Here is an 18,520-nt window from a genome sequence, read left to right on the forward strand (position 1 = left end):
GTCCGCAGCCCTTTGATCAGCGGCGGTTGCGCAACTGGTCTATCCAGACGGTGACCAGAATGACGAGGCCGATGATGATCTGTTGCGTGAAGGCAGAGACGCCATTCATATTAAGACCGTTGCGCAGGATGCCGATGACGAAGGCGCCGATGGCCGTGCCTGAAATCGTGCCCACGCCGCCGATCAGCGATGTGCCGCCGATAACCGCGCTGGCAATGGCATCCAGCTCATACATCACACCTTCGTTAGGCTGGGCGGTAACGAGGCGCGACATCAAAACGCAGCCCGTCAACCCGGCAAGCGTACCGGAGAGGATGTATGTGAAGTTGGTGACGCGGGCGACGTTGACGCCGGAAAGACGTGCGGCATCTGCATTGGAACCCACGGCATAGATGTGGCGGCCGAGGATCGAGCGGTTGAGCATGAAGGACACCGCAAGCGCAATCACCACCATCAGGATGACAGGGTAGGGGATGCCTGGAAATACGACATTCGGAAAGCCGTCATCACCGATATTGACGATGCGGAAAAGGGCGCCGTTGCCAAGTTCGCCGAAGGATTCGCCGAGGCCGGACACGGCGCGCGCACCGGTGATCTGCAACGCCACACCGCGGGCAATCAGCATCATGCCGAGCGTGGCGATGAAGGGCGGCAGCTTGAAGCGCGTGACCAGCAGCCCGTTGATCAGCCCGCAGAGCGAACCCGTCAGAATGCCGAGCAACATGCCGACCGGCACCGGCATGCCGAGTTCCTTCACCGCAAGAGCGGCAACAACCCCTGCAAGAGCCAGCACCGAACCGACGGAAAGGTCGATGCCGCCGGTGATGATGACACAGGTGGCACCAATGCCGAGCAGAGCGATGGACGTGACCTGCAACGCGATCGTCATGCCGTTATTGACGGTAAAAAAGGCGCTGCTGGTGGCGGAGAACACCGCGACAAGGGCGAACAGGCTGCCGAGCGCGGCAAATTTCTGGATGATGTCCTTCTGGCGATCGCTGACAGCGAAGCCCTTTTTGGGTTCTGCAATATTGGCCATGTCGTTCCTCACTGCGCGGCCCGGCCGTAACCGGACGCATACCGCATGATTTCTTCCTGATTGGTCTTGGCGGTTTCGAGCACGCCCGTGATCCGGCCCTGGTGGAAAACCGCGATGCGGTCCGTCAGCCCCAGAATTTCCGGCAGTTCCGAACTGATGAGAATGACGCCGATGCCCTGAGCGGCCAGCTCATCCATGATCTTGTAGATCGCGAATTTCGCACCGACATCGATGCCACGTGTAGGCTCATCGAAGAACAGGATACGGGATTGGCGGAACAACCACTTGCCGATGATGATCTTTTGCTGATTCCCCCCCGATAGGAGGCGCACGGTCTGCTCGATGGAAGGCGTGCGGATATTCAAGAGGTCGACGTATCGCTTGGTGACCTCGTCGTGTTTCCTGAAGTCGATCAGCCCAAAACGGTTGGAAAGTTCGCCGAGATTGGCGAGCGTCGTATTGGCCGCCACCGACATCTTGATGGCGAGGCCGTCGCTTTTCCGGTCTTCCGAGAGATAGGCGATGCCTTCTTCAATCGCATCCTGCGGTGAGCTGATCGAAAGCTCGCGCCCATTGAAGGTGATCTTGCCGGCATCGAGCGGGTCCGCCCCAAAAATCGCCCGCGCGACTTCCGTTCGACCTGCGCCCATAAGGCCGGCAAAACCAAGGATTTCGCCACGCCGAAGCGAAAAACTGACATCGCTGAACACGCCGTTGCGGGTCAGCCCATCGACGGAGAAGATGATATCGTCCGTCGGGCGCGACGTGCGCTCGGGGAATTTATCCTCCAGCGAACGCCCGACCATACGCGTGACGATGTCATCAACGGTGATGGAGGCGAAGTCGTCGGTCGAAATATAACGTCCGTCGCGCAAGACCGTCACACGATCGACGATCTCGGCCATTTCGTCGAGACGGTGAGAAATATAGACGATACCGACGCCGGAAGCCTTGAGGTCTCTGATGACCTTGAAGAGAAGGCGGGTTTCCTGCTCCGTCAGAGAAGAGGTCGGCTCATCCATGATGAGCACTTCAGCATCAAGAGAGAGCGCCTTGGCGATTTCCACCATCTGGCATTGGGCGACGGAGAGGCCGCGGACGATCTGATCCGGATCGATATCGACACCCAGCCGGTCGAGACAGCGCTTGGCATCGAGGCGCAGCTTCTTGCGGTCAACCAGGAAACCGCGACGCGGTTCGCGCGCAAGATAGATGTTTTCGGCGACGGAAAGATGCGGAACGAGATTGAGTTCCTGGTGGATGATGGCGATGCCGGCAGCTTCGGACTCGAGCGGGGAGGCGTATTGCACCTTCACGCCCTTGTGCAGGATGGTGCCATCACTTGGCTGGTACACACCGCTGATGATTTTCATCAGCGTCGATTTTCCCGCCCCGTTCTCACCACAGACAGCATGCACCTCGCCGCTACGCAGATCGAAATGCACATTCGACAAGGCTTTGACGCCCGGGAATTCCTTGCTGATATTTTCGAGACGCAGAAGGGCCGAACGCTCCGCGCGCCCCATCTCCTCAGGCGAGTACTCGCCCCGAATTGTCGATGCGCCCTGCGACATCTGGAAACCTCCCACCCGTATCCCCGCTCCACCGGGGGTCATGAACAGGTCAAATGGTTAGGCCGGTTTTTTTAAATGGTCAAGCCAATTAGCTGACAATTTGCGAATCCGGACTCAGAGCGAAAATTTCATATCTAAATTGCTTCGGTAAAAAACGTGTAATTTCACGTATTTAAGTAATTTCTTGCGTATTGATACGCTTGGCGCTACGGTAAGGCCAAATATGAACTTCAGACAGGACTTGTCGTAAAACTCATGAGTGGTCAGGCCAAAATAGCGGAGCCGCGCAGGCTTTATCAGCAGATTGCGGACCAGATACGCGAACTCATCGATCTGGGTGAATTCCTGCCCGGTACGCGGCTTCCCGCTGAGCGGGAACTGGCTCAGAAGCTCGGTGTATCGAGGCCTTCGTTGCGCGAGGCCCTGATTGCGCTTGAGATCGACAACACAGTGGAAATTCGTATGGGTTCCGGCGTCTATGTTTCGGCGGAAGCGCTGCAGACGACCCACCATACCAAATCGCTTGGCGATAGCCCCTCCGAACTGATGCAGGCGCGCGCCGCATTGGAGGGTGCCACCATCGTGCTGGCGGCAAGCCGGATGACCGATGAAGCGATCGCGACCCTGCGCCAGATACTCAATACCATGCAGAGGGAAATAGAGGCCGGTCGCAAGCCGCTGGATCAGGACCGGCTGTTTCACGTCACAATAGCCGAGCAATCCGGTAACAGCGTTTTAGCCCGAATGGTGGCCAACCTTTTCGACGAGCGCCATAGCCCCATTTCGGCCCAGCTCCGCGTGAAGTTTGAAGACCGCGATACCTGGACCCATGCTCTTCAGGAACACGAGGCCATTCTCGCCGCGCTTGAACTGAAAGACCCGCTGTTGGCGCAGGCCGCCATGCATACCCATCTGGAAGGTTCTAAGAGACGCTGGGTCGAAAACTGACCCAGGAACATAGCAGACAATATACCGGGAGGAGGAACATCCGTGAGTGAGAATTCCGAGGCAACCATTTTGCTGAACGCCAACGACAACGTTGCGGTGGCGCGTCGGTCCATCCCGGCGGGCGGCGCGACGGGCAGGGGCGATCTGGCGGCGCTGGAGTTGATTGGGCGCGGGCACAAGGTGGCCCTTAAATTCATCAGATCCGGAGATGAGGTGATGAAATACGGGCAGGTGATTGGCATCGCCACGCAGGACATCGAACCTGGCCGGCACGTGCACCTGCACAATCTTGCCATGGTGCCTTCCGAACACGCGCATCAGTTCAGCGTCGACATTGAGGAGAAGGGCATGGTGCCGGAGGCCGAGCGCCGTACCTTCATGGGATATGACCGTGGCGTCGGCGGTGTCGGAACGAGAAACTATATCGGCGTCATCGCTTCTGTGAACTGTTCCGCCACGGTGTCGCGCTATATCGCCGATTATTTCAACAAGCAGGGCGGCCTTGAGGGTTTCGACAACGTCGATGGGGTCGTGGCGCTGACCCACGGCGGCGGCTGCGCGCTGAACACCAAATCGGAAGGCTACCGTCTGCTGATCCGCACCATCCAGGGCTATGCCCGCCATCCTAATTTTGGTGGCATCCTGTTGATCGGCTTGGGCTGTGAGACCAACCAGATCGCGCCTATCCTCGAACATTACAAAATGGAGGAGGGCGACCGGCTGCGCACCATGACAATCCAGCAGCATGGCGGCACCCGCAAAACGATCGACGCGGCAATTGCCGAGATTAAGGCCATGCTGCCGATGGTCAATGCCGCACGCCGCACGGAACAGCCGCTTTCAAAGCTGAAAGTGGCGCTGGAATGCGGCGGTTCCGACGGATACTCCGGCATTTCCGCCAACCCGGCCCTCGGATATGCCTCCGACCTCATCGTCCGCAATGGCGGCACCACAGTTCTCTCCGAAACGCCGGAGATTTACGGCGCCGAACATCTTTTGACCAAGCGCGCCATCACCCCTGCCGTCGCCGAAAAGCTTTTGCAGCGTATCGATTGGTGGCGGGATTACACGGCTCGTAACGGCGATGAACTCAACAACAACCCCTCTCACGGCAACAAGCTTGGCGGCCTGACAACCATTCTGGAAAAATCGCTGGGCGCGGTCGCCAAGGGCGGATCCATGCCGTTGAAGGCGGTCTATGAATTCGCGGAGACAGTAACGGAGCAGGGTTTCGTCTTCATGGACACACCCGGTTACGACCCTGTTGCCGTGACAGGGCAGGTTGCCGGCGGCTGTAACGTCATCTGTTTCACCACCGGCCGCGGCTCGGTTTCCGGCTTCAAGCCTGCACCATGCATCAAGATCGCCACAAATTCCGAAATGTATGAACACATGAAGGAAGATATGGATTTGAACTGCGGCGAGATCGTTACCGGGAACGAAACAATCGAAGAATCCGGCGAAAGAATTTTCGAACACATCATAGCGGTGGCCTCCGGCAACAAGACTGTCAGCGAGATCTACGACTATGGCGATAATGAATTCGTGCCCTGGCAGGTCGGCGCAGTGACCTGAGCCCTCACGCCACTGTCCCACGTGAAACAAAAAAGGCCCGAAGAGCGATTCTTCGGGCCTTGTTCATTTCTGATCATATTGCGCTTAATGGCGGAAGTGACGCATGCCAGTAAAGACCATCGCAACATCGTGCTCATTGGCAGCGTCGATCACTTCCTGATCGCGCATGGAACCGCCGGGCTGAATAACGGCAGTCGCGCCAGCGGCAATCGCCGCAAGCAGGCCATCGGCAAAGGGATAAAAGGCTTCCGAAGCGACGGCAGAGCCACGGGTCAGCGGTTCAGCCAGACCGAGAGCCCTGGCGGCATCTTCGGCCTTCTGAGCCGCGATACGGGCTGAGTCGACACGGCTCATCTGGCCGGCGCCGATACCCGCTGTCTGGCCGTCCTTGGCGTAGATGACGGCGTTGGATTTCACGTGCTTGGCGATCTTGAAGGCAAACTTCATGTCTTCAAGTTCCTGCGCCGTCGGCGCGCGCTTGGTGACGACCTTGAGATCCAGATCTTCGACCATGCCATTATCGCGACTTTGGACCAGAAGGCCGCCCGAAACCGTCTTTGCGGTAATGCCGGCCGCGCGCGGGTCAGGCAGGCCGCCGGCTGCCAGAAGTCGCAGGTTAGGTTTGCGGGCAATGATCGATTTTGCTTCTTCTGTAACATCAGGTGCGATGATGACTTCAGTGAAAAGCTTGACGATCTCCTCCGCCGTTTCCGCATCAAGCGTGCGGTTGAGAGCGATGACGCCACCGAAGGCCGAGACGGAATCGCATGCCAGCGCTCGCCGGTAGGCTTCTGCAAGCGTCGGACCGGTCGCGACGCCACAGGGATTGGCGTGCTTGATGATTGCAACGGCCGGCGCATTTTCCGGCAGGAACTCCGCAACCAGTTCGTAGGCGGCGTCGGTGTCGTTGATATTATTGTAGGACAGTTGCTTGCCCTGAAGAAGCGTCGCTGTTGCCACGCCAGGCCGCTTTTCTCCGGTCAGATAAAAACCGGCGCTCTGGTGCGGGTTTTCGCCATAACGCATCTTTTCCTTCAGCACGCCGCCAATGGCGCGGTAGTCAGGGGTTTCGATAGCGAGCGCCTCGGCAAACCAGTTGGAAATCATTGCGTCATAAGCAGCCGTGCGGGCATAGGCCTTGGCGGCGAAGCGCTGGCGCAGCGCATAGCTTGTCTGTCCGTCATCGGCCTGCAGGGCTTCAACCAGATCAGGATAATCGGACGGATCGGTCACCACGGTCACATAGGCATGATTCTTCGCCGATGCCCGGATCATGGCCGGACCACCAATATCAATGTTTTCCACCGTGGTCGGATAATCGCCGCCCTTGGCGCGAACGTCCTCGAACGGATAAAGATTGATGACAGAAAGATCAATCGCCTCAATACCGTGAGCTTTCATCGCATCCACATGTTCGGCATCATCCCGGATTGCCAGAAGCCCACCATGCACGTTGGGATGCAGGGTCTTGACGCGGCCATCCATGATCTCGGGAAAATTGGTGACCTCGGAGACATCCGTCACCGGCAGACCTGCATCGGCAATTGCCTTTGCCGTTCCGCCCGTCGAGAGCAGCTTAACGCCGAGTTTGGATAGAACTGTCGCCAGCTCGATAATGTCGGTCTTGTCGGACACGGAGAGAAGCGCCGTGCGAATTTTGACCTTGTCGGGAGCGGGAATTTTTTTGGATACGACGGCCATCGAAAATACTCCGTTAAACGGGGAGGACAGGCTGGAACGGGTTTTCCAGCAATTGCCGCCGCGTTAACACAGCTTACCGCAAGAATAAACAGCGGGGACGTCGAAGGATAAAAACTAGGGTATTTTTGCCGAATTCCAGGGGGAAAGGCTCAGGCCTGACGCTCGATAAGCCAACGAATCTCCCGCGTGTTGGCGAGATTGAACGGTAGCTCGATCTGCTGCGATGGCCGCATGCCGGACGCATCGGCCATGAACACGTCCTCGGTCACGAAAAGCTCCAACCCCGGTGCCGTCAACAGCCAGGTGGTTCCGTCCGCGGCCTCAAGATAAATTGACTCATCATCCCGCTGGTGCAGCTGGATATGGGGGTGGATGTGGAAACGCGAAACCGCCGAGACCGACTGGGTCTGCGCGTTTGCGGCATTATGATCGGCCCTTAGCAGGTCACGACCCTTTATCTTGGTGCCAGCGGCATTCAGCTCTATCTCCCGTTCGTGATAACAGCCGAAGTTGTGAAGATATCCGTCATGCGCCGCCCACAGGACATCATTGCCGTTTGCGCCCGTTTCACGCCGACTATCGACCTGGCTGACACCGGAAACCATGATCGGTCCGAGCAATCTGGACTGCGACAGTCTGCATGAAGACGTGTCGGCGAGCGTGACGGTGGAATGAGCAGCGGTCGACCGGCTAGCCCGTTGATATTCAGGCGCCGCATTTCGCGGAAACCCGGAATTGACGATGAAGCGGTTTTTTCCGCATGACATCTCGAAAGAGAGGCAGCCCGAATGCGCGTTACGTGAAAGCTCGGCCGAGCCAGGATAGCCCGTATCCACGATAACCACCGTCTCGCCCGCGGCAAGGCGGTGATAATTCACATCCGGCAACACCTTGGAAGGCCGGCCCGCTGTCTCATCATAACGGAGCACCGAAACAAGCTCATTGGCGAGCGTGGCCGTCGCGCCGTTGAACAAGGCGAGATCGCCGCCCTGGTGCCGAAAAAACCGTATCGCTGGAAACATGCGGTCTATCGCAGGAACCAGCCCGGACGGCAGGTCATGGCCGAGATTGATATAGCTTTGTCGAAGGGGCAGAAGGTCGAGCAGCAGATCCAGCATCACGCGCGGATTGCGGGAGACATGCCCGCCATCGGGCAGGATCTGCCGCTCCATTTCCTGAGCCAGCTTCATTCCGTGCCGCGCGATCCGCGACATCCGGGTGGGCATGGCGATAGAAGCCATGGCAAGCGCGATCCTGATCCGCAGTCTCACCTCCCCATCCGGCGCGTGCCTGACGATTTTCTCAAGGTAGCGTACGTGAAAGACCAGGCTTTTCAGAAACCGGCGATAAAACCCCGCATCTGCTTCGTACAGGACCACCGGCGAGTGGGAAAGCCAGGCGATCAATCTCTGCGCAACGATTTCCGGAGCCCACGCAACCCCCGCAAGCTTTTTGCCATGGATGGCCATCCATTCGGCGACGATACGGCGGGCCTTCCTGCATGCCTCGCTCGATCTGTCGGAACGGATGTGGCGCAGCCAGCTAAACGCATGCAGCCGCTCTTCAAAAACAAGCGAAGGATATTCCACCTGAAAAGGCGAGTGGCCACCGGTTTCCATGACACGGCCGGCAAGCGCGATACGGCCGCGCAGCAACTCCTCGGCAAAATAGGGATCGATTGCCCGAAGATCCGTCGGTGCCGCAACCAGCCCCTCCGGCGCACGCTTGGCAAAACGTGAAACATGCAGACGTAACGGCGTGAGGCCGACACACAGATGGCGATACGCCATCCGCGAAAGAAGACCGGCGGCATTCATGCTGCCTGCAAAGGACCCTAACAAGCTGTGTTTCCCGTTTCACATGTTTTGTTTTTATCAGTGAACCGTGATGACCGGAACGTTATCGACAATTATCCAATGATTCGCGAAAGCTTGGCTTTTTTCTACTTCTTACGCAAGACACTGCTAAAAAACCCATCGACACCCCCGAACATGTCGGGCGTGGTGCGAAGGTCACCCTCGGCGTTGATCGCCGCTTCCATTCCCGGCCAATCCTCACTGTGGACGGCGACACGTTCTACATCGGGATTTTCCGCCAGGACTTCGGCAATCATCGCCTCACCTTCGGAAGGATCGAGCGAGCAATTGGAAAACACCACGATACCGCCTGATGCAACCAGCGTCAGCGCGTGCCGCAACATCTGGCCCTGCAGAGCAGCCAGCTTGGCAATATCGGCCTCGTCCTTCGTCCAGCAAACATCGGGATGTTTGCGTAATGTCCCGGTTGAAGAGCAGGGTGCGTCGAGAAGAACAGCGTCAAAAAGCTGCTCCGGCTGATACTTCAACATATTGACCTCAACCGTTTCAGCCTGAAGGCCAAGCCGGTCGAGATTTTCCCTCAGGCGACGAAGACGATTGCCAGACTGATCCAGCGCCGTCACTTTCGCACCCGCAAGTGCAAGCTGGGCCGTCTTGCCGCCCGGAGCGGCGCAGAGATCGGCAACACGCTTGCCTGAGATATCTCCGAGTAATCGCACGGGCATGCTGGCCGCAAGATCCTGCACCCACCAGGCGCCTTCCGCAAAACCTTCGAGAGAAGGTATCTGGCCTTCAAATTCACCCAGGCGCACGCTGCCATTCGGCATGACGGTTCCGCCCAGCTTCTCAGCCCAGAGGGCAGGATCGGCCTTGACGGTGAGGTCGATGGAAGAGGGTGTGAGCTGCGCGGCAGAGATGCGTTGCGCCACCTCATGCCCATAGGCCGAAACCAGCCTTGCGTAGAACCAGTCCGGCAGGACCGACACACTGGCGACGGCCATTTCGATTTCGGCCTTCTCACGACCCAGCCGTCGCAGAACCGCGTTGACCAGCTTTACGAAGCGCCTGTTGCGTGGATCACGATGCGCCTGCTCGACAGCGAGATCGACGGCCGAGTGATCAGGGACATCAAGGTAGAGCATCTGCGCCGCGCCAACGACGAGAATGTGGTGCAATGACCGCGCACCCTGTGGCAACGGGCCATCCAGCAGCATTGACAGCGCCGTTTCGATCCGAGGGAGGTGACGAAGCGCGCTATTGACGATGGCTCTCACCAGCGCTCTGTCCGCGGGCGACAGCGCGCGATAAACAGGATTGCCATTTTCGCTGTCCAGCATACCGTCCAGCGAGGTTTTCTTTTCCAGAACGGCGGCCAATATGCGGGCGGCAGCTATGCGTGCAGGAAGTCCGGGTTTGTCCTGGAAAGACGAAGGGCCGTCTTCACGGCCCCTGCCTTGCGCCAACCTCGGTTTTTTGGACCGTGACGGCCTATTTTGAATATCTGATGTCAAGACCAAGGTCCCTTGCGCTCATTTTCATTGCCCCGTCCCCAGCCTGTCTTGGGAACCGAACCCGATTTGCGCTGAGGTCTATCACCCGATGGCGGCGGCGTCGATCCTCGCGGGGAAAACTCCTGTGCCATCGCATGCAACGCCGCCACCCGGTTTTCCGTATTCGGGTGCGTGGAAAAGAGATTGTCCATACGTTCACCCGAGAGCGGGTTGATGATGAACATATGCGCTGTTGCGGGATTGCGCTCCGCGTCGTCATTGTGGATGCGCTGCGCCATGCCGGAAATCTTTTGCAACGCCGATGCAAGCCAGAGAGGATTGCCACAGATTTCAGCGCCACGCCGGTCGGCGGAATATTCGCGAGTTCGGCTGATCGCCATCTGGACCAGCATTGCGGCAAGCGGTGCGACGATCATCGCAACCAGGACGCCGATGAATCCGAGAGGGTTATTATTGTTTTCTCGATTGCCGCCAAAGAAGAACGCGAAGTTGCCGAGCATGGAAATCGCACCGGCCAGCGTAGCGGTAATTGTCATTGTCAGCGTATCCCGGTTTTGCACATGCGCCAGTTCATGCGCCATCACACCGGCCACTTCCTCGGGCGTCAAACGCTCCAGCAGACCCGTTGAAGCAGCAACAGCGGCGTTTTGCGGGTTCCTTCCCGTCGCAAAGGCGTTTGGCTGCGGGCTGTCATAAATATAGACCTTCGGCATGGGCAGGCCGGCATTATGTGAGAGATCGCGGATCATGTGGAAGAACTCAGGCGCATTCGCCTCATCGATTTCCCGGGCATGATAGGCCGAGAGAACCATCTTATCTGAATTCCAGTAGGAAAAAAGATTCATGCCGGCAGCCATGACGAGAGCAATCATCATGCCGCCCTTGCCCCCGATCAGAAAACCGACGCCTATGAACAATGCCGTCATGAAGGCCAGAAGCATTGCCGTGCGCATCATGTTCATCCGCTGAAATCTCCCTGTCGTGGCCGGAATTCTCATCGCCGGATTATTCCGGGGTTTAAAAAATCCCTATGGGTATATAATCTGGGAAACGGCAAACATATTTCAATATCCCGTTATAGGGAGGGTTTCTCATGCAGGATGCGGATAACGACAACGGCGCGGAGCAGCGGAGGCGGCTATCGCCCGCGGCTGAGCGGGCCCTGAAAGAAGCAGAAGAACGGCGCAAACAACAGGCAGATCTACAGTTACCGCCGGAAACCGGTGGCCGCGGCGGCGCCGAACCGGTTCGTTTCGGCGACTACGAAATAAAGGGCCGCGCAATAGATTTTTAGGCGGTCGCCATAACGATAATACCCGCCAAAGGCGGGTATTTTTCAACTAAAACAAGTACTTATTGTTTATTTTCCAACAAGCGACACACTGCCTCAAGTTGCTCGAGCGTGCGGTAAGCGATACGGATTTGCCCGGATCCCCCCTTGTGGTTAATCTTTACGTCGAGACCGAGGGCATCAGAAATACTGCGCTCCAGTGCGACTGTATCTGAATCTTTTTCCGCGGCAGGGCGCTTTTCCGTAGCTTCGCCCTGCGATTTGATGTCGTTCTGAGCCAACCTCTCGGCATCACGGACCGACAAGCCCTTGGAAACAATCATGCGTGCGAGATTCGCCGGATCGGAAGTGGAAACAAGCGCCCGCGCATGACCTGCGGAAAGCGACCCATCCGCGAGCATGTCGCGTACCGGGTCCGGAAGCTTCAATAGCCGAAGGCTGTTGGCGACGTGGCTTCGGCTCTTGCCGATAATCTCACCGAGATCGTTCTGAGTGTAACCGTGTTCCGCGATCAGCTGCTCATAACCCATCGCCTCTTCCAGCGGATTGAGGTCTGAGCGCTGGACGTTCTCAACGATGGCCAACTCGAGCGCCGTTCGATCATCCACATCACGAACGATAACAGGCACGTCGGTAAAACCGGCCAGCTGCGCAGCGCGCCAGCGCCTTTCACCGGCAATAATCTCGTATCGATTCACCCCGACCGTCCGCACTACCACAGGCTGAACAATGCCATGCTGCCGGATGGACGCGGCCAGATCCTGCAGCTCATTTTCATCGAAGTGACGACGTGGGTTCCGTTGGCTACGAGCAATGAACTCTATCGGAATGGTGCGATCAGCGCTGACAGTACGCTGGGGTTCACCCACGGGCACAGGCTGGTCCATTTCACCGATCAAGGCCGCGAGACCACGTCCCAGCCGGCGCTTGGAAAGATCATCACTCATAAGATATCACTCCGTAGATTGCGGCAGACGTCAGGCGGCTTTACGCAAACGCTCTCTCTGGATCACTTCCGATGCGAGTTGCAGATAGGCCTGACTACCAGCACATTTCAAATCATAAAGAATTGCCGGCTTACCATAAGATGGGGCCTCGGAAACGCGAACATTGCGCGGAATGAGCGTATGGTAAACCTTTTCTCCGAGATGCGTCCTGACATCCGAGACAACCTGTTGCGCCAGATTATTGCGCGCATCGAACATCGTCAGAACAATCCCTTGGATATCGAGCTGCGGATTGACCGACCCTCTTATCTGGCTGACCGTATCGAGCAACTGGCTAAGGCCTTCCAGCGCAAAAAACTCGCATTGCAATGGCACCAGCACGGAGTGCGCGGCCGTCATTGCGTTCATCGTCAGGAGGTTGAAGGACGGGGGGCAGTCGACAAGAATATAAGAATAGCCTCTAGCCTCTGTCGTCTCCATCGCTTCACGCAGAAGAAAGACTCGATTGGCAACGGTAGCAACCTGCATCTCGAAACCAAGCAGATCCATCGTCGACGGCACGATATCGAGATTTGGAACGGCGGTTGGGACAGCGACTTCCGCAATATTGTGATCACCGACCAGGAGATCATAAGAGGAGAGCTTCCGCTCTCGCCGGTCAATCCCCAGCCCGGTACTGGCGTTACCCTGCGGGTCCAGATCAACTATCAATACCCGCTCACCAATGGCTGCCAGCGCTGTGGCCAGATTGATAGCAGTCGTTGTTTTACCGACACCACCCTTCTGGTTTGCTACTGCGATAATCCGGTTTTTTTCCAAAGTCATGCCGCACCTGGCCAGCTTGTCAGCGCCTCAGAGCGAGGTTGCTGATTTCAAGAACAACAGAATCTGCCTCAATGGCACTCCGATGTTTTACCAGATCAAATTGCCAGCGACCATGTGCTTTCTGCACTTCGGATTCATAATCCCGGCCTTTATTGAAATATGCCTTGAGATCCGGATTTTTTGTGGCCCAAGGATGAATATAGTCGAAAAGCAAATCCAGCTCCGCCAGTGCGCGGGCCGACACAGAATCGCACGTCTCGAGAATGGCAGGTGCTTTCTCAATTCGCACGGGATGAACCGCTCCACGCGCGCCGGTTTCCTTTAGCGCTATCCGGAGAAATGCGGCCTTCTTATTGTTACTTTCCACCAGATCGACCCAGCCGCCGCCAATTTCAGAGAGGAATATGGCAGTGACGACACCGGGAAAACCCCCACCGCTGCCCAGATCCACCCATCTTTGCGGATGAGGAGAGAGATGAAATATCTGGGCACTGTCGGCAATGTGGCGGCTCCAGAGTTCTGTAAGAGTGGAGGGGGCCACCAGATTGGTGGTCTTATTCCACTTCTTGAAGAGATCGACAAAATGCTCGAGCTTCTCCTGTGTTTCACGTGAAACACTCTGGCCGTTTATCTTCATAATCCGACTCGCTATTGGTGCAGACGCAATTTTTCATTCTGCGTAGAAGAGTTTTTCCGCAGAAGGGCGAGAAGCAGCGATATCGCAGCCGGCGTCATACCGTCAACACGTGCGGCCTGGGCAATGTTTTCTGGACGGGCCTTTTCCAACTTTTGTTTCAACTCATTGGAAAGGCCGGACAGGCTTTGAAAATCGAAATCGTCAGGAATCTTTCGGTCTTCGTCGCGTTTGATGTCCACGATGTCGGCGCTCTGGCGCTGCATATACACAGCGTAACCAGCCTCGATTTGCAGCACATCCGCAATTTTCCTCGGGAAGCCCACCCAACTCGGGCCAGTGCTGTTTGAGGACATCAAGCGACATATCAGGATAGGCAAGCAATTCATAAACGGAGCGGCGTTGTCCGTCCTGATTGAGCTTTAATCCCTGTTTTGCTGCCTGCGAAGGGCTGATCGTGAGGGTCTTCAGCAAGTCACGACCCCGACCGAGTTCTTCTATAAAATTATCGAATCGCTTTTGACGGTGACAACCGATGATTCCCGCCCGCTGACCGACTGGAGTTAGCCGCAGATCGGCATTATCGACCCGTAACGACAGCCTGTATTCCGCTCTTGACGTAAACATTCGGTAGGGTTCGCTGACACCCTTGGATGTCAGATCATCGATCATGACGCCGATGTAGGATTCCGTCCGGCTGAAATAATGCGGATTGCTGTTGCTTGCATAAAGAGAGGCATTGAGGCCGGCGACGAGCCCCTGAGCAGCTGCTTCTTCATATCCGGTTGTGCCGTTGATCTGCCCCGCGAGGAATAGTCCCGTAATCTTGCGACACTCGAGGGAGGGCTTGAGTTCTCGCGGGTCGACATAGTCATATTCGATCGCGTAACCCGGCTGCAAGATCGCAACCCGCTCGAGACCCGGTATGGTGTGGATGAACTGTTCCTGGACAGACGCCGGAAGTGACGTGGAAATTCCGTTAGGGTAGATTGTATGATCATCCAGTCCCTCGGGCTCCAGAAATATCTGATGACCATCACGCTCGCCAAACCGGGTGATCTTGTCTTCAATCGACGGACAATAACGCGGACCGACGCCTTCGATCTGACCCGAATACATTGCTGAAAGATGGATATTCTCTTGAATGACCCTGTGTCCGGCTGATGTGGTTCTGGTAACTCCACATTCGATTTGCGGATTCACGATATTGTCGGTCATGAAGGAGAAAGGCACAGGATCTTCGTCTGCGCCTTGTCGATCAACACCGCTCCAGTCAATTGTTCGCCCGTCCAGACGGGCAGGCGTGCCGGTCTTAAGTCTGCCCATGCGAAGGCCAAGCCGCGACAGAGTATTGGAAAGGCCGATTGACGGTTCTTCACCCACACGGCCTGCCGGTACCTTTTCGGAGCCGATATGAATAAGGCCACGCAAGAAAGTACCACTTGTCAGTACCACGGCACCGCAGGGAATCCGGCTACCATTCGCCATGACGACAGCAGCCACTCGCTCATTCGTCATCTCAATATCAAAAGCGTCGCCCTCAATAATGGTAAGATTCTCGATATTTGCAATTTCACCCTGCATCGCTTCGCGGTAAAGACGGCGATCCGCCTGGGTGCGGGGACCGCGCACTGCCGGACCCTTTTTGCGATTGAGCATGCGAAACTGAATACCGGCAGCGTCAGCTACCCGCCCCATCAAACCATCCAGGGCGTCGATCTCGCGAACGAGATGACCCTTTCCAAGCCCGCCGATTGCTGGATTGCAGGACATGACACCGATGGTGTCGCGTTTATGGGTCACGAGCGCGGTTTTTGCACCATGGCGAGCCGCAGCCGCGGCCGCTTCACTGCCGGCATGTCCACCACCTATAATAACGACATCAAATGACTGGTGCATCTATCTGCGCCCTGTTCTGATCTAGCCGCGCGTCCGCGGCCCATGTTTCACGTGAATCATTTTCCTATGCAGAATTCTGAAAAGATGACGCCCAGCAAATCTTCAACATCGACGCGTCCTGTAATACGACCAAGCGATGTCGCTGCGAGCCGCAAATATTCCGACCTTATAGCAAGGTCCATGGCTTCAGAATCGAGCGCACAACTAACATAGTTAAGCGTCTCTTCAAGTCGTTTTTTATGGCGCGCCCGGGCGGGCATCAAAGTATGGACCCCTTGCAATCGCGATTCAATCTCCCGCTTTATCAAGAACCGCAATTCATCGAGACCAATCCCTTCTTTCGCCGAGATCGACAGATCGAACTCAGCTCTAGGCGTCGACGACGACAACGCCGCCTTGGTCCTGACGCGCAGATGCGTCTTTGCAGACAGTGATGCGATGGTTTGTTTCGGAAACGAATCGTTATCCTGCAGCACCAGAATGAGATCCGCAGTCTCCGCTGTCAAAACAGCGCGCCGCACACCCTCCTGTTCCACCACATCATACGTTTCCCTCAGGCCCGCCGTATCGAATACTCGTACCAGATAGCCCTCAAGGTTAATGTCCACGCTCAATACGTCCCTGGTCGTACCGGCAATGTCGGTGACGATGGCGATATCCCGGCCAGCTAACGAATTCAGCAGGGTGGATTTCCCGGCATTGGGTTCTCCGATGAGCGCCACCTTGAAACCATCCCGAATAATCTCGCCGTTTCCGCCGGCCTCTAGATGGGAGGCAATTTCCGCTCTCAGCTGTCTCATCGCCTCCCATACCTGTCCAGATACGGAATCTGGGACGTCCTCCTCGTCGGCGAAGTCGAGCTCCGCCTCGATCAACGCACGCGCACGGGTCAGGCGCTGAGCCCAGCCATCATAAAGAGCCGAGAGATTGCCTGTACTCTGTTCGACAGCCAAGCGACGCTGCATCTCTGTTTCAGCCTGGAGCAGGTCAGCCAAACCTTCGATTTCAAGCAGGTCCATCTTGCCATTCTCGAAGGCCCTGCGCGAAAACTCCCCGGCCTCCGCAGGACGCACATCCGGGAACCGCTCGAACTCAGCAAAAATCGAGGCAATGACTGCGCGGCTTCCATGGCATTGGATTTCAACGCAGTCCTCACCTGTGAAGGAATGTGGTGCCGGGAAAGACATTACGAGCGCCTGGTCGATGGTCTCATTGTTTCGATTCCGAATCAAACTCAGCCTGGCTTTTCGTGGTGCCGGAAGCTCTCGTCCGGTCAATTCTGTCAGCATGGCGAAAGACATGGGTCCGCTGATCCTCACGACGGCCACCCCCGCCGGGAGGGCACCGCTCGAAAGTGCATATATCGTATCAGGGGAAGGCATGGCGCACCTCGATCAAAACAGTCAAGCCGCATTCGAATAAACGAATGCGGCTTTAACGACCTCAGATGAATCCGGCTAATTTCCGGTTCAGGTGTTCATCGATTCGAAGAAATCCGAATTGTTTTTAGTCTGCTTCAGCTTATCGATGAGGAACTCGATGGCGTCCATCGTTCCCATCGGCGCGAGAATACGGCGAAGGACAAAAATCTTCTGCAAATCCTGGCGCGGCACCAGAAGGTCTTCCTTACGGGTACCAGATTTCAGAATATCCAGCGCCGGGAAGATACGCTTGTCTGCTACCTTCCGGTCAAGCACGATTTCCGAGTTACCCGTACCCTTGAACTCTTCGAAGATGACTTCATCCATACGGCTGCCGGTGTCGATCAGCGCGGTCGCAATGATCGTCAGCGAGCCGCCTTCTTCGATATTACGGGCGGCGCCAAAGAAGCGCTTCGGCCGCTGCAGGGCGTTGGCGTCCACACCACCGGTCAGAACCTTGCCGGAAGAGGGAACGACGGTGTTATAGGCGCGACCAAGACGGGTTATGGAATCAAGCAGAATGACGACGTCGCGGCCATGTTCAACGAGGCGCTTCGCCTTTTCGATGACCATTTCAGCGACCTGTACGTGGCGTACCGCTGGTTCATCGAAGGTGGAGGATACCACCTCTCCCTTGACCGAACGCTGCATGTCGGTGACTTCTTCCGGACGCTCGTCGATCAAAAGAACGATGAGGTAACATTCCGGGTGATTTGCCGTGATCGAATGGGCAATGTTCTGCAGCAGAACCGTTTTACCGGTCCGTGGCGGTGCAACGATCAAGCCACGCTGGCCCTTGCCGAGCGGTGCGACGAGATCGATAACCCGCGACGACAGATCCTTGGATGTCGGAACATCAAGCTCCATCTTGAACCGCTCGTTCGGATAGAGCGGCGTCAGATTATCGAAATGGACCTTGTGGCGGATCTTTTCGGGATCGTCGAAATTGATCGTGTTGACCTTCAGAAGGGCGAAGTAGCGCTCACCTTCCTTGGGACCGCGGATCGGTCCTTCAACCGTATCGCCGGTCTTCAGCGAAAACCGACGGATCTGCGAGGGAGAGATGTAAATATCGTCCGGACCCGGCAGATAGTTTGCGTTTGCGGATCGCAGGAACCCGAAACCGTCCTGCAGGACTTCAACGACGCCTTCGCCGATGATTTCGATGTCCTGGCTCGCGAGAACCTTGAGGATTGCGAACATGAGCTCCTGCTTGCGCATGGTGCTCGCATTTTCAACTTCCAGGGATTCGGCAAAAGTCAGCAAGTCGGTAGGCGATTTGCTCTTAAGTTCCTGAAGCTTCATTTCAGCCATGAAGAGAAGACCGTTTTATAATGT

The 18,520-nt window shown here is 56.5% G+C and carries 14 protein-coding genes and 1 pseudogene; 3 read left to right on the forward strand and 12 right to left on the reverse strand.

Features of this window, described 5'->3' with window-relative positions; genetic code table 11:
- Positions 1-16: 16 nt before the first annotated feature.
- Together QE453_RS22395 and QE453_RS22400 are read right to left on the reverse strand one after the other, a co-directional pair.
- A complete protein-coding gene (locus QE453_RS22395; RefSeq protein WP_004444206.1) occupies positions 17-1,039 on the reverse strand; it encodes an ABC transporter permease in 1,023 nt (340 codons plus the stop codon).
- An 8-nt stretch (positions 1,040-1,047) separates the two neighbouring features.
- Positions 1,048-2,613 (reverse strand): ATP-binding cassette domain-containing protein, encoded by a 1,566-nt coding sequence (locus QE453_RS22400; RefSeq protein WP_309778067.1) that lies wholly within the window; start codon positions 2,611-2,613, stop codon positions 1,048-1,050.
- Between the two features lie 255 nt (positions 2,614-2,868).
- Between QE453_RS22400 and QE453_RS22405 the strand changes: the two genes are divergently transcribed.
- Entirely contained in the window at positions 2,869-3,561 is a 693-nt protein-coding gene (locus tag QE453_RS22405; protein ID WP_004444212.1) for a FadR/GntR family transcriptional regulator, read from the forward strand.
- Between the two features lie 42 nt (positions 3,562-3,603).
- On the forward strand, positions 3,604-5,136 hold the full coding sequence (locus tag QE453_RS22410; protein WP_309778069.1) for an altronate dehydratase family protein: 1,533 nt from the start codon (positions 3,604-3,606) through the stop codon (positions 5,134-5,136).
- A gap of 84 nt (positions 5,137-5,220) precedes the next feature.
- Here the strand turns inward: QE453_RS22410 and purH are convergent, their stop codons facing one another.
- From purH to htpX, 4 genes are all read right to left on the reverse strand, one after another.
- A complete protein-coding gene (purH, locus tag QE453_RS22415; RefSeq protein WP_006700260.1) occupies positions 5,221-6,837 on the reverse strand; it encodes a bifunctional phosphoribosylaminoimidazolecarboxamide formyltransferase/IMP cyclohydrolase in 1,617 nt (538 codons plus the stop codon).
- Positions 6,838-6,986: 149 nt separating this feature from the next.
- Positions 6,987-8,654 carry a heparinase II/III family protein gene (locus tag QE453_RS22420; RefSeq protein ID WP_309778191.1) on the reverse strand — a complete coding sequence of 556 codons (1,668 nt, stop codon included), beginning with the start codon at positions 8,652-8,654 and terminating at the stop codon, positions 6,987-6,989.
- Between the two features lie 125 nt (positions 8,655-8,779).
- Positions 8,780-10,165 (reverse strand): RsmB/NOP family class I SAM-dependent RNA methyltransferase, encoded by a 1,386-nt coding sequence (locus QE453_RS22425; RefSeq protein WP_244456083.1) that lies wholly within the window; start codon positions 10,163-10,165, stop codon positions 8,780-8,782.
- A complete protein-coding gene (htpX, locus tag QE453_RS22430) occupies positions 10,162-11,127 on the reverse strand; it encodes a zinc metalloprotease HtpX (protein ID WP_244456084.1) in 966 nt (321 codons plus the stop codon). Before htpX ends, QE453_RS22425 begins: the two co-directional genes overlap by 4 nt.
- Positions 11,128-11,258: 131 nt before the next feature.
- Here htpX and QE453_RS22435 point away from each other — a divergent pair, with 131 nt between their 5' ends.
- Positions 11,259-11,459: a DUF1674 domain-containing protein gene (locus tag QE453_RS22435; protein WP_004444223.1), complete on the forward strand. Its 201-nt coding sequence runs from the start codon at positions 11,259-11,261 to the stop codon at positions 11,457-11,459.
- A gap of 59 nt (positions 11,460-11,518) precedes the next feature.
- On the opposite strand, the gene QE453_RS22440 is transcribed toward QE453_RS22435, so the two are convergent.
- From QE453_RS22440 to rho, 6 genes and pseudogenes are all read right to left on the reverse strand, one after another.
- Positions 11,519-12,403 carry a ParB/RepB/Spo0J family partition protein gene (locus QE453_RS22440; RefSeq protein ID WP_244456085.1) on the reverse strand — a complete coding sequence of 295 codons (885 nt, stop codon included), beginning with the start codon at positions 12,401-12,403 and terminating at the stop codon, positions 11,519-11,521.
- Between the two features lie 30 nt (positions 12,404-12,433).
- Entirely contained in the window at positions 12,434-13,228 is a 795-nt protein-coding gene (locus QE453_RS22445; RefSeq protein ID WP_006700257.1) for a ParA family protein, read from the reverse strand.
- Between the two features lie 19 nt (positions 13,229-13,247).
- On the reverse strand, positions 13,248-13,865 hold the full coding sequence (gene rsmG / locus QE453_RS22450; protein WP_244456086.1) for a 16S rRNA (guanine(527)-N(7))-methyltransferase RsmG: 618 nt from the start codon (positions 13,863-13,865) through the stop codon (positions 13,248-13,250).
- A gap of 11 nt (positions 13,866-13,876) precedes the next feature.
- Positions 13,877-15,761 (reverse strand): annotated as a pseudogene (gene mnmG, locus QE453_RS22455) (tRNA uridine-5-carboxymethylaminomethyl(34) synthesis enzyme MnmG).
- 56 nt (positions 15,762-15,817) lie between these two features.
- On the reverse strand, positions 15,818-17,143 hold the full coding sequence (gene mnmE, locus QE453_RS22460; RefSeq protein ID WP_244456088.1) for a tRNA uridine-5-carboxymethylaminomethyl(34) synthesis GTPase MnmE: 1,326 nt from the start codon (positions 17,141-17,143) through the stop codon (positions 15,818-15,820).
- An 87-nt stretch (positions 17,144-17,230) separates the two neighbouring features.
- On the reverse strand, positions 17,231-18,496 hold the full coding sequence (gene rho, locus QE453_RS22465; RefSeq protein ID WP_004444236.1) for a transcription termination factor Rho: 1,266 nt from the start codon (positions 18,494-18,496) through the stop codon (positions 17,231-17,233).
- Positions 18,497-18,520 lie beyond the last annotated feature (24 nt).

Origin of the sequence: Agrobacterium sp. SORGH_AS_0440 (genome assembly GCF_031453135.1) — a bacterium.
Classification (GTDB): Bacteria; Pseudomonadota; Alphaproteobacteria; order Rhizobiales; family Rhizobiaceae; genus Agrobacterium; species Agrobacterium pusense.

Excerpts from the sequence above, each read along its gene's own strand:
- QE453_RS22395 (WP_004444206.1), bottom strand. The coding sequence starts at position 1,039 with ATGGCCAATATTGCAGAACCCAAAAAGGGCTTCGCTGTCAGCGATCGC.
- QE453_RS22400 (WP_309778067.1), bottom strand. The coding sequence starts at position 2,613 with ATGTCGCAGGGCGCATCGACAATTCGGGGCGAGTACTCGCCTGAGGAG.
- QE453_RS22405 (WP_004444212.1), top strand. The coding sequence starts at position 2,869 with ATGAGTGGTCAGGCCAAAATAGCGGAGCCGCGCAGGCTTTATCAGCAG.
- purH (WP_006700260.1), bottom strand. The coding sequence starts at position 6,837 with ATGGCCGTCGTATCCAAAAAAATTCCCGCTCCCGACAAGGTCAAAATT.
- QE453_RS22420 (WP_309778191.1), bottom strand. The coding sequence starts at position 8,654 with ATGAATGCCGCCGGTCTTCTTTCGCGGATGGCGTATCGCCATCTGTGT.
- htpX (WP_244456084.1), bottom strand. The coding sequence starts at position 11,127 with ATGAACATGATGCGCACGGCAATGCTTCTGGCCTTCATGACGGCATTG.
- QE453_RS22435 (WP_004444223.1), top strand. The coding sequence starts at position 11,259 with ATGCAGGATGCGGATAACGACAACGGCGCGGAGCAGCGGAGGCGGCTA.
- QE453_RS22440 (WP_244456085.1), bottom strand. The coding sequence starts at position 12,403 with ATGAGTGATGATCTTTCCAAGCGCCGGCTGGGACGTGGTCTCGCGGCC.
- QE453_RS22445 (WP_006700257.1), bottom strand. The coding sequence starts at position 13,228 with ATGACTTTGGAAAAAAACCGGATTATCGCAGTAGCAAACCAGAAGGGT.
- rsmG (WP_244456086.1), bottom strand. The coding sequence starts at position 13,865 with ATGAAGATAAACGGCCAGAGTGTTTCACGTGAAACACAGGAGAAGCTC.
- mnmE (WP_244456088.1), bottom strand. The coding sequence starts at position 17,143 with ATGCCTTCCCCTGATACGATATATGCACTTTCGAGCGGTGCCCTCCCG.
- rho (WP_004444236.1), bottom strand. The coding sequence starts at position 18,496 with ATGGCTGAAATGAAGCTTCAGGAACTTAAGAGCAAATCGCCTACCGAC.